This is a genomic window from Bombella favorum (assembly GCF_014048475.1).
GTDB lineage: Bacteria > Pseudomonadota > Alphaproteobacteria > Acetobacterales > Acetobacteraceae > Bombella > Bombella favorum.
In genome coordinates this window covers 131,512-143,038 of the sequence record NZ_NWUS01000002.1, presented here as the reverse complement: position 1 = coordinate 143,038, position 11,527 = coordinate 131,512, and the positions used below count along the sequence as shown (strand labels likewise).

8 protein-coding genes are annotated in these 11,527 nt (G+C 54.3%); 6 read left to right on the top strand and 2 right to left on the bottom strand.

Going from position 1 to position 11,527, the window contains the following annotated elements; translation table 11 throughout:
- Positions 1-2: 2 nt before the first annotated feature.
- Together CPA57_RS05870 and CPA57_RS05865 are read right to left on the bottom strand one after the other, a co-directional pair.
- Positions 3-566, bottom strand: coding sequence for a hypothetical protein (locus CPA57_RS05870; RefSeq protein WP_182081920.1), 564 nt, complete (start codon positions 564-566; stop codon positions 3-5).
- Positions 567-676: 110 nt separating this feature from the next.
- On the bottom strand, positions 677-844 hold the full coding sequence (locus CPA57_RS05865; RefSeq protein ID WP_182081919.1) for a hypothetical protein: 168 nt from the start codon (positions 842-844) through the stop codon (positions 677-679).
- A 289-nt stretch (positions 845-1,133) separates the two neighbouring features.
- Between CPA57_RS05865 and CPA57_RS05860 the strand changes: the two genes are divergently transcribed.
- From CPA57_RS05860 to CPA57_RS05835, 6 genes are all read left to right on the top strand, one after another.
- Entirely contained in the window at positions 1,134-1,673 is a 540-nt protein-coding gene (locus CPA57_RS05860; RefSeq protein ID WP_407647566.1) for a DUF3576 domain-containing protein, read from the top strand.
- A 9-nt stretch (positions 1,674-1,682) separates the two neighbouring features.
- Positions 1,683-4,298, top strand: a complete 2,616-nt coding sequence (leuS, locus tag CPA57_RS05855; protein ID WP_407647565.1) for a leucine--tRNA ligase — start codon at positions 1,683-1,685, stop codon at positions 4,296-4,298.
- 14 nt (positions 4,299-4,312) lie between these two features.
- Positions 4,313-5,059: a hypothetical protein gene (locus CPA57_RS05850; protein WP_229709289.1), complete on the top strand. Its 747-nt coding sequence runs from the start codon at positions 4,313-4,315 to the stop codon at positions 5,057-5,059.
- The gene (holA, locus tag CPA57_RS05845) at positions 5,056-6,060 is read left to right on the top strand and encodes a DNA polymerase III subunit delta (protein ID WP_182081918.1); all 1,005 of its coding nucleotides are present in this window, start codon (positions 5,056-5,058) and stop codon (positions 6,058-6,060) included. The genes CPA57_RS05850 and holA overlap by 4 nt, the downstream gene beginning before the upstream one ends.
- Before the next feature lie 223 nt (positions 6,061-6,283).
- On the top strand, positions 6,284-8,644 hold the full coding sequence (locus tag CPA57_RS05840) for a TonB-dependent receptor (protein ID WP_182081917.1): 2,361 nt from the start codon (positions 6,284-6,286) through the stop codon (positions 8,642-8,644).
- A gap of 309 nt (positions 8,645-8,953) precedes the next feature.
- Positions 8,954-11,338 (top strand): TonB-dependent receptor, encoded by a 2,385-nt coding sequence (locus tag CPA57_RS05835; RefSeq protein WP_182081916.1) that lies wholly within the window; start codon positions 8,954-8,956, stop codon positions 11,336-11,338.
- The last annotated feature ends 189 nt before the right edge of the window (positions 11,339-11,527 follow it).

Here is an 11,527-nt window from a genome sequence, read left to right as displayed (position 1 = left end):
TTTTAAGAATCTCCAGAGGAATCGCTATATCCCTCAGATAACATTTGGAGATAGTTCACACTGCTAGGGTCGGTGTCGTCTTCATAAAAACTACAGACCAAAACAACACCATTCCCTTGGGGGGAAAAGAAGACAACACGGGCTGCACTGCCGTTTGTAAGGTCTATGGTGCGTAGTTCCTCTGCCAGCTTCAGCGATGGGTGTGCCTGTTCCAGTCGTGGTTTATGGGGGTCGGTTCCTCGATGTTCCAGGAGCCGATCTGGTACAAGATCACGCCCATGTGATTCAATAAAATTAGGTACTGTAGATGTATCACAGTCAAACGAGCCACCAAGGAAAGCCATGATGGCGGACTTTTCCTCAGGAAAGGCAAAGCTATACTTCCGACCCTGTGGAATGTAGCAGAGTTCCGCCTGATAGCCGTTACGCCGATAGAGAGTGATGGCAATCATACCGTCTTTGTGGGCGGTCGGCTGGTGGAGGGGAATGTGTGTCAGGCCGGGGCCGGATATGGAAAGAAACCATTCCTGAAAAGCCCGCAGGGCCTCAGTATCTCGTTGGGTCATGCGGGTTTCCTTGCGGGCAGGAGAGGGTCTGCTCCGGCTGTCATCCTAGTCTATCCTATTGGTGTTTGGCGTGGTGTCCACGGGGGGATTCGAACCCTCGACCCCAGGATTCATACCACTTCGGTTTTCACCGCCGGCTCCTTTTTGGTAGAAGGGCCGTTCGTGGTCTGGACTGTCTCTTCACCACAGGCATCTGCCCGCCACGGTGTCGCCCGTACAGTCTCTACACCTTCCTGCCCACTAATAGGGTAGGCTTGGCTCGGGATTGGCTTGGCCAAAACGGCGTTAGCGTTCCCCGACTTTGAGCGAATTCACCGGGTGGTTTGCCATCCCGGTGCCCAATTGCGATTAGGAATCCTGTGCTCTATCCTGCTGAGCTACGTGGACACGCAGCATCTAGCTAGCGTTTTTTTTACACTTTCGCAAGCCTGTCACCGTACCATGTCCCTTGGCCTATGAGGGGGAACACGATAAGAAGGGATTGTTCTGACAGTCGACGCTTCCACCCCTGCCATGCTGGAAGCCTTGTTCAAGACCGGCCCTGGCACGGCCTTTGCAGGTTTGCCCATGTTCCTTTCATCATCACGCCCAGTATCCCGTTCTTCTGTCCTCTGGTACGGTCTACGCCGTCCTATGGTACTGTCGCTCTTGGCGGTGATGACTGTTGGCGGGCTGGCTGGCTGCGGTGGAAAGCCGCGCGATCCGTCGTCGCTGACACTGCCTCGTAACCATCTTCTGGGCGTGGACCGTGGCGCACAGGGTGGTGATGATCAGCTCCGTGGTGGGGTGAATGCTTATCTCTGGCGTGGGGCGATTGATACGCTTTCCTTCATGCCGATGGCCTCTGCCGATGCACAGGGGGGTGTCATCCTGACAGACTGGTACCAGCCCCCGGGTGCGCAGGATGAACGCTTCAAGATTGCTGCCTACGTATTGGACCGCCGCTTGCGTTCGGATGCTATCCGGCTGAGCGTCTTCCGTCAGACACGCATTAATGGGGGAGAGTGGGAAGATACACCCGCAGCCCCCAATACAGCAGCGGACATCACAGCCCGTATTCTGGAGCGGGCACGTCAGCTGCGGGCCGAGAATGGCGGTGGGAAATAAGATAATCCAATGAGTGACATGACAGCCAATAACATTTCTGAGTCTTCCAATTTCGACTTTCATGCCCGTGAGCCTCACTGGCAGGCTCGGTGGGCGGAAGCCGACATTTTCCACGTACCGGATGTTCCCCCGGCCGATAAGCCGAAATATTATGTTCTAGAAATGTTCCCCTATCCGTCGGGGCAGTTGCATGTAGGGCATGTGCGCAACTACACGCTGGGTGACGTTGTCGCCCGCTATAGGCGTGCTCGTGGTTATGCCGTGATGCACCCGATGGGCTGGGACGCCTTCGGCCTGCCTGCAGAAAATGCCGCACGGGAACGGGGCGTGCACCCGGGTAAGTGGACCCTCCAGAACATTGATACTATGCGTGGTACGCTCCAGCGGCTTGGTTTCTCTCTGGACTGGAAGCGTGAGATCGCAACCTGCCTGCCGGACTATTACGGCCAGCAGCAGAAGCTGTTTCTCGATATGTTGGCTGCTGGACTGGTGGAACGGCGTGATTCATCCGTTAACTGGGACCCTGTGGACCAGACTGTGCTTGCTAATGAGCAGGTCGTGGATGGACGAGGTTGGCGGTCTGGTGCGCTGGTGGAGAAGAAGACACTCTCCCAGTGGTTCTTGAAGATCACCGACTTTGCTGAGCCCCTTCTGGAGGGGTTGAAGGAACTGGATAAATGGCCGGAGCGTGTCCGCACTATGCAGGAACGCTGGATTGGCCGGTCCGAAGGGGCGAAAGTTCGTTTCAGCCTGCATAACCCACCGCAGGGTTATGATGTGGACGGGGATTCTATTGAGGTCTTCACAACACGGCCTGACACGCTATTCGGTCTGAGCTTCATCGGTATTGCAGCGGATCATCCGTTAGCTCGCAAGATTGCAGCGAGTAACCCGCAAGCGCAGAGCTTCGTTGAAGAATGCCAGCGTGTCGGTACGTCCGAAGAAGCGTTGAGCACGATGGAGAAGCGCGGCTTCGACACAGGCCTGCGTGTGGTGAATCCGTTGAACCCGGAGCAAACGGCTCCGGTCTGGATCGCCAATTTCGTTCTGACAGAATATGGCACGGGTGCTGTGTTCGGCTGCCCTTGTGGGGATCAGCGTGATCTGGACTTCGCCCGTAAATATGGTTTGGATGTTCCTTCCGTCCTGTTGCCTGCAGGGGAGGAAGAAGCCAGCTTCACAGTGGGCAAGAAGGCCGTCACGGGTGAGGCAACGCTCTATAATTCTGGTTTTCTGAGCGGGAAGAGTACGAAAGAGGCCATCCGAGCCGCTATTGAGCGGGTGGAGGCGCTTGGTGTTGGCCAGGGGGTGACCAACTGGCGTCTGCGTGACTGGGGTATCTCCCGTCAGCGTTATTGGGGGTGCCCGATCCCCATCATTTATTGCGACTCCTGTGGGGCTGTTCCCGTACCGGAAGATCAGCTGCCGGTGACGCTGCCGGAGGATGTCAGCTTTGACACGCCAGGCAATCCGCTGGACCATCATCCGACATGGAAGCATGTTTCCTGCCCGAAATGTGGTGAAGCAGCACGGCGCGAGACGGATACCTGCGATACGTTCGTGGATAGTTCATGGTACTTCGCTCGTTTCACAGCGCCCAAGGCAGCAACACCGACCGACCGTAAAGCCGCTGATGGCTGGCTGGCTGTGGATCAGTATATCGGTGGTATTGAACATGCCATCCTGCACCTGCTTTATGCCCGCTTCTTTACTCGTGCGATGAAAAAGACCGGCCATCTGGATGTGAGCGAGCCATTTGCTGGCCTCTTCACGCAGGGTATGGTCACGCATGAGAGCTACCGTGATGGGAGCCAGTGGCTCTATCCGGAAGAGGTTGAGCATCGTGGTGATGCGGTTGTTCGTAAGGATAATGGCAATCCCGTTACGGTTGGACGCTCGGAGAAGATGTCCAAATCCAAGCGGAACACGGTGTCCCCGGTAGAGATCATCGAGCGTTATGGGGCTGATACGGCCCGCTGGTTCGTGCTGTCCGACAGCCCGCCAGAGCGTGACATGGAATGGACGGCGGCAGGCGTGGCGGCTTCTGGGCGTTTCATGCAGCGTTTGTACCGGCAGGTTCAGGCTGTGGCGGCAAAGGATAAGGCCGATGCGGCTCACGGTGCCGCCGGGGAAGAGCTGCGCCAGGTAACGCACCGGACGATTGCTGCCGTGACGGAGGCGCTAGAAGGTTTCACGCCGAATGTGGCTGTAGCCCGCCTGCACGAGCTGTCTTCTGCACTGGGTGACGCGGAGGGTAAGGACGGAGACGGTCTGCCTGCTGCCCGCCGTGAGGCTGCTTATGTGCTTGCCATGCTGATCTCCCCCATGATGCCGCATCTGGCAGAAGAGCTGATGCTACTTCTGGAGCCGGAAGGCCCGATGGTGGTGGAACGGAGCTGGCCGGAAGCGGATGAAAGTCTGTTGGCTGTCAAGAAAGTGACCATTGCTGTGCAGGTTCTTGGCAAGCTGCGTGGCACCATCACATGCGCACCAGATGAAGCGAAGGATGCCGTATTGGCGCAGGCCAGAGTGGAGCCGAATGTGGCGAAGGCACTGGAGGGCAAGCGGATCGTCAAGGAGATTCACGTGCCGAACCGGATCGTCAATTTCGTGGTGGCAGGCTGAGTGTGAGAGGCTGGATGAGCAATATCTCCCAGATGAGGAAGATGGTCCGCTGGAGCCTCGGCGTCTTGATGGCAGGGGCCGGGCTTGCCAGTCTGGGAGCGTGTGGCTTCCAGCCTCTTTATGGCAAGCAGGCGGGACAGAAGAATGAAGCCGTCAGTAATCAGCTGAAGGATGTTTACGTAGCAAATATTCCGACCCGTTTCGGTCAGGAGCTACGCCTTGGCTTGCAGAAAGAAATGGCAGGCGATGGGCCGGAACGCCCAGAGGGTTACATTTTGCAGGTGAGTGCTACGGCTTCGCTTGAATCGGTTGATATCCATCAGGACAATACATCCGGTCATACCCGTGGTGTTGGTTGGGCAGATTGGCGTCTCTATCGTGTTGGGGATGCGAATACTGTGCTGGCGCAGGGTTATGCTCGGACGTTGGATGGCTACAACATGAATATCGAGCAGTATTTCGCCGAGACGCTAAATAACGAGACGCTTTATAAGCGGATTGGCGAAAATCTGGCGCATGATATCACTATGCAGGTTGCTGTGTGGTTCCGGTCGCATCAGTCGTTAGGAGCGGAGAAATCCATCCGTCCGGGGCGGGACCCGTATCTGGATCGTTTGCCCGGAACCCAGCGGACAGACCTGCGCTATCTTGGTGTTGATGGTTTCCCGGCTAATGCAACAGGCCGTAGCAATAACAACGCCTCCACACGGACCGGTGAGGACAGCCGGAATCTGGAGGAGGAAGAGGATAACGGTCTGTGAAGATCACGGCGCAGGCTGTCAGACAGACACTGGAGAAAGCTGGCAGTTGGCGTGTGATTCTTCTTCATGGGGATGACGGCGGGCTGATCCGTGAGCGGGCGAAAGAGGCTGTTCAGACCGTTTTGGATGATCTGGATGACCCATTCCGGCTGGCCCGCCTAGAAGAGGAAGAACAGGACAGGTTGGGGGAAGAGGCTCTTGCCCTTTCTTTGACAGGTGGGCGGCGTGTTGTCTGGCTGCGAGGAGCACAGGATGGCATTCTGGGCACACTAAAGGCCGTTCTGGAGCATGAGAGTGATACGTTGATTGTTCTGGAGGGGCAGGGGCTTGGTGCCCGGTCCAAATTGCGGCAGTTTGCAGAAAAAGCAAAAAATGTGGCCTCCATTGGCTGTTATCCGGAAGAGGGGCGTTCTCTTTCCCGTACGGTGGTGGATCTTCTGGCAGAAGATAGAATCCGTATGGATCGGGACGGTATGGCCTGGTTGCTGGGGCATCTGGGTAATGACCGGGCATTGGTCCGCAGTGAAGTCGAGAAATTACGCCTGTATGGCGAGCCTGGTGGCACCTTGAGTGTAGAGGATGTGCAGGCTTGTGTAGGGGATTCCGGGCAAGCTTCGTTGGATGATGCTATTTATGCTGCCTTGGCAGGAAATCGGCTGGAGGCGGATCGGGCTTTTGAGCGGGCTATGGGAGATGGTGCCACCTCTGTAGCCTTTACCCGTGTGACAATGTCCGTGTTGGAGCGGTTTCAGCAAGCTTTCCTACTGGTGCAGAATGGGCAGTCTCGTCAGGAGGCGATGGGTATGTTGAAGCCGCCCGTTTTCTTTCGCCGTAAAGATGCGTTTCTGGCAGGGATGAGGCGGTGGTCGTTGGTGGCGTTGTCTCAGGCAGCACAAGCAACGCAAGAGCTGGAACTAGCCTGCAAGCAGAGTGGTACGCCTGATGATTTGCTCTGCCGCCGCCATTTGGTCAGGCTATGCTATCCTCGTGCGTTCGAGTAGGAATAGAGCTATGGTTCTTCATAAGAGGAGCCATATCATTACATCGGATTAATTGATTTATCCGCTTATTCCCTTTTCTCAATATGGCAGAAAATGGGGGGTTGTAGCTGTTTCTAGTGAGAGGAGCGGTACGCTCTCAGGGGTTTTAAATTAAACTTTAGTATATAATGAAAATGATTATCATTTAGATGAACCCCAACAATATCTTTCTTGGGTGGGGTTTATGAGTCGTTTTATTCGTAGTGGTCTTAAGCCATTATCAGCTGCTCTGACATTAGGTAGTGTCGTTGGAGGGGCTCATGCAGAGCCGGGGGCTGCGGTAAATGTCACTCAGGATACAACGGCACCTGCCGAGGATACGGATGAAGGAAAGGGCCTTCAGGCCAAGGGCGTTGAACAGATTCATGTTATTGGTCATCCGTTCAATACGATGCATGCCAGTAACGATATGGGCCGTATGCCACAGGATGTCATGCATACGGCACAGACGATTGATGTCGTGCCGCGGGAGCTGATCAGACAGCAGAATGCGAAGTCTCTTGATGAAGCCCTGAAGAATGTTCCCGGTATTACCTCCTCGGTTGGGGAGGGGGCTGGCGGGATGAGTGGCGATCAGTTCCTCATCCGTGGTTTCCCTGCACAGAACGATATTTATGAAGATGGTTTGCGGGATTTTGGTGTTTATACTCGCGACAGCTTCTTTCAGGATTCCGTCAATGTCATTAAGGGGCCCTCATCGGAGGTCTTCGGGAATGGCACAACGGGCGGTGCCATCAATATCATCACCAAAACTCCGACATTGCGTGACCATTATGGGGCTGACTTTAGCGGTGGGTCAGGCAATTTCTATCGTGGTGTCGTGGATGTAAATAAACGTATCGGGGATACATCAGCCTTCCGTCTGGAGGGGATGGCGAACTCCAATGAGGTTGTGGGGCGGGACTATGTCCATTCCCATCGTTGGGGTATTGCGCCGTCTATCTCTTTTGGTATCGGCACCAAAACAACCGTTGTTCTTCAGGTCATGCATCAGACATCCCGCAATGTGCCAGATTATGGTGTGCCGGTTGTCAAAGGCCATCCGATCACGGAGAAATCGTCTTTCGGCGTGTCCCGGAACAATGTTTATGGCAAATCGCAAGATCACGATAACAGTGATGACACAATGGAGACGTTACGGCTGAAGCATGTCTTCAACCGGCATTTCACATTCCATAATGACCTCCGCTTCGGAGAGTACAGCCGTGACTTTGCGGCTTCTACACCGCAGTGTGCCAATGCTTCATGCTCGGAAATGCAGATTTATAACCCGGGCTATAAGAAGGTTAATCCGGCGGCTGGTATCGGCCTTAATGGTGGGCCGATGCCGTACAAACAGTCGAGCTGGTCTTTCCAAGATGTTGCCTCCTTGCAGGCGGATTTTAATACGGGGTTCCTGCGGCATCAGCTCGTGACAGGGTTCGATATAGAGTATGTGCAGGATTCTCGGCGGCAATATGCCTATGATGCTGTCGGAGCGCACCGGGCCATCCCGTGGCAGAACACCTATCATCCGAAGCGTGATGATTACGCTTATTCAACATGCCGTGCTGATTCTGGAAATTGCTGGAAGAACACCAACTATAGTCTTGGGCGGCCTGATTCCCACGGCTATGGTTTTGATACGGGGCTGTTCCTGTACGACCAGGTATGGTTCACGAAGTGGCTGTCTGCCAAAGGTGGGCTGCGTTGGGATCGTTGGCAGACCAGGTATGAGACATGGGGCGCAGACGGGCAGGAAAGTGCAGCTCAACGTGGCCCGCTGGGGAAGGCCCCTTCTGCAGCTCTGGATTATCGTGATACGACAGGTGTTATCAATCCAACGGCTAGCCTGCTGATCACCCCTAATAGCTGGCAGACCTTCTACTTTACCTATGCTAGCTCCACGACCCCGATGGGTATGTATGTGACAAACGGCGCCCTGCCAATCCGCCCTGTAAATGGTCAGGTCGCTAGCCAGCCTGAACGCTCCCAGCTTTATGAAGTTGGTTCCAAGATGAGTCTGCTGCATGACCGCCTTGGTGCTACGATTTCGCTCTTCCGGTTGGATAAGAATAATGCTCTGACGGCCGATCCAGTTGCTGGGCAGATACTTGCCACAGGTGTGAAGGAGCGTAATCAGGGGCTGGAGCTGTCCCTTGGTGGTGTGATCCTGCCGGGCTGGAACGTGACAGCTACTTACGCTTTGTATGATCCTCGGGTCATGTCTGGTGCTAATCGTGGGCGGAACATCCAGTACGTGCCGCATAATCAGGCGACTATTTGGTCTGCTTATGAGGCCTTCCCCGGCAAGCTGTGGAACTTCACCATTGGTGGTGGGCTGACGTGGCGTCAGGGTGTGTATTTGGATCTTGCCAATACGGCTAAGGTACCGGCGAATGTGGAGTTTGATTCCTATATTTCGCACCGTATCAACCGGCATTGGGTTGTCTCGCTGAATGCGTACAATCTTTCCAATCGCCTCAATTATAACTCGCTCTTTACAAACCGGGTAACACCAGCACCGGGGCGTGCCTTCCTCGGGCGGTTGAGCATGGATTACTGAACGGACCATCACGACAGACGATGTTCTGGCTGCGCCCTTCTTTGATCAGAGGGGCGCAGTTTTTTTATGGGGATGTCGTGAGAGGAGGGGATTGTCACCCTAAAGGTCTAACTGGCTATACCGATTACGAACTGCCATTCTATAGATAGTAAATAACTTTTTAAAATAAACGTGTCGTTTTTAACACAGTTACTGTCCCTCTGTGCCGGTGAAAGAATCTCTTAAAGTTAAAATTAAGACTTATTCGCATTTATGGAGCAGCTGTCCTTTCAGGACGTGCGTGACCCCCTTTCAGACAGAGATTGTTCCATGAGTCGATTTATTCATCAGTGTCTCCGACCAGTTTCAGCGGTGCTCACCTTGGGGAGTGTGGCAGGCGGGGCCTGCGCAGCGTCCGCTTCCCCGCAGGAAGAGACCATGCCCGCCACAGGGCAGAGAACAGACCACTCGGCGCAACCCAGCGGTGATGCACAGACACAGGGTGTTCAGGCTACGCATGTGGAGCGCATCCATGTTATCGGCCATCCATTCAATACGATGCATGCCAGCAACGATATGGGGCGTCTGCCGCAGGATGTCATGCACACGCCACAGACGATTGATGTGGTACCCCGTGAACTCATCAAGCAGCAGAACGTCAAATCGCTGGATGAAGCCTTGCGCAATGTCCCCGGCATTACGGCGTCCGTTGGGGAAGGGGCTGGCGGTTTGAATGGGGATCAGTTCCTCATCCGTGGATTCCCGGCACAGAATGACATCTATGAAGATGGCTTGCGGGACTTTGGTGTCTACGCTCGTGATAGCTTCAATTATGATTCGGTCAACGTTATCAAGGGGCCGTCCTCACAGGTTTTCGGTAATGGGACGACAGGCGGCGCCATCAATGTCGTGACGAAGACGCCGACACTCACCGATCATTATAATGTGGATTTCAGCGGTGGGTCTGCGGATTATTTCCGTGGCACGGTGGATGTAAATAAGCGCATCAACGACAAAACCGCTTTCCGTTTGGAAGGATTGGGAGCCTCCAACAATGTGGTTGGGCGGGACCATGTCTGGGATCATCGTTGGGGTATCGCCCCTTCCATCGCCTTTGGGCTGGGAACGAAGACAACCGTTGTTTTGCAGGTCACGCATCAGACCGACAACAGCGTGCCTGACTTTGGTATGCCTGTCATCAAGACAAAATGGTCAGCCTATGGGCGGCCATTGTCTGAATATGGCGTGCCCCGTCACAACTTCTTTGGCAAGCAGCAGGACCACAACCATACCGATGATACGATGGAGACGCTGCGGTTAAAGCACATCTTCAATGACCATCTGACATTCCATAACGACTTGCGTTTCGGTGAGTATAGCCGCAATTTTGAGGCTTCTAAGGTTGTGTGTAGGGCAGGGTGTATTGATGCCATCAATGGCGGTAATTTTGCCAAGGGGTTGGTAAATCGTACGACGCCGGGCAATAGCGTGCCCTTGCCCTATAAGCAGAATAGCTGGTCCTTCCAGGATGTTGCCTCTTTGCAGGCTGACTTTAAGACCGGTTTCTTGCGACATCAGGTCGTGACTGGGTTTGATATGGAATATGTCCATGATTCCCGTCATCAGGATGTTTATGCCGAGGCTATCCCGGCGGCTAATCTACTCCACCCCAACCCATATGAGGTGACGGATGCGCAGGCGAGGCGCGTCCCGGGGGGAGAGAATATCAAGAACATGCCGTATATTGCCGGGCTGGGTAGAAAGCCGGATAACCATGGCTATGGTTTTGATACAGGTATCTTCCTGTATGATCAGATTTGGCTGACGAAATGGGCGTCTATCAAAGGTGGGTTCCGTTGGGATCGTTGGCAGAGTGGCTACACCATAACCGGCGGGCCAGCCATGACGCCAAACGAAAAGAACCGCCCTGTACCCAATGATGACCGCCGTTTCCCGCAGACGAAAAATACTTTCAACCCCACGGCGAGCCTCGTGCTGACGCCAACGACATGGCAGACAATCTATTTCACCTACGCCAGCTCTACGACACCAACCGGTATGTACGTCACCAGTGGGGCTGTGCCGGTGCGGCCGGGTAAGAATGGCGGGTCGGTGGATAACCGGCCACAGCATGCTCGCCTCTATGAGGTGGGAAGCAAGTTCAGCTTCCTGCATGACCGTCTGGGGGCGACCATCTCGCTCTTCCGCCTGGATAAAGACAATGCCCTGACGACTGATCCGGTTTCTAATGCTACCATCAATACGGGTGCCCAGCAGCGTAACCAGGGGATGGAGCTTTCTCTGGGAGGGCTAATCCTGCCGGGTTGGAATATCACGGCAACCTATGCCCTGTATGACCCCAAAACATCCAGTAATAATGGTGGAGCGAAGTATAATCAGATTCAGTATGTGCCGCATAATCAGGCGACGCTTTGGTCTGCTTATGAGGCCTTCCCCGGCAAGCCGTGGAACTTCACTATCGGCGGTGGTCTGACGTGGCGTCAGGGTGTGTATCTGAATAACGACAACACGGCCAAGGTGCCCGCTAATGTGGATTTCGACACTGTCATTTCCCATCATTTTGGGCGGCACTGGCTGGTATCCCTCAACGGGTATAATCTGGCGAACCGTCTGAATTACAATACGCTATTTAGTGGTTATTCCACGCCGGCACCGGGGCGGACGTTCCTTGGCCGCCTGACGATGGATTACTGAGTATGTTTTTTCAGGCCGGATGCCTTTTGCATCTGGCCTGAGAGGCACCTGCCGTCAGAGAGATGGGGGCAGAATAACTTTATCTCTTTGTTCGGTATATCCTATCATTTCTACAAAATAGATAGATTCTTACCTTTTTTGTGAGCAGGGTTTTGCAGAAAAATAGGAGAAAAAAGCCATTTTTATGGG

Bases quoted from the DNA above. Each gene is read 5' to 3' on its own strand.
- CPA57_RS05870 (WP_182081920.1), bottom strand. From the start codon at position 566: ATGACCCAACGAGATACTGAGGCCCTGCGGGCTTTTCAGGAATGGTTT.
- CPA57_RS05840 (WP_182081917.1), top strand. From the start codon at position 6,284: ATGAGTCGTTTTATTCGTAGTGGTCTTAAGCCATTATCAGCTGCTCTG.
- CPA57_RS05850 (WP_229709289.1), top strand. From the start codon at position 4,313: ATGAGCAATATCTCCCAGATGAGGAAGATGGTCCGCTGGAGCCTCGGC.
- CPA57_RS05860 (WP_407647566.1), top strand. From the start codon at position 1,134: ATGTTCCTTTCATCATCACGCCCAGTATCCCGTTCTTCTGTCCTCTGG.
- leuS (WP_407647565.1), top strand. From the start codon at position 1,683: ATGAGTGACATGACAGCCAATAACATTTCTGAGTCTTCCAATTTCGAC.
- CPA57_RS05835 (WP_182081916.1), top strand. From the start codon at position 8,954: ATGAGTCGATTTATTCATCAGTGTCTCCGACCAGTTTCAGCGGTGCTC.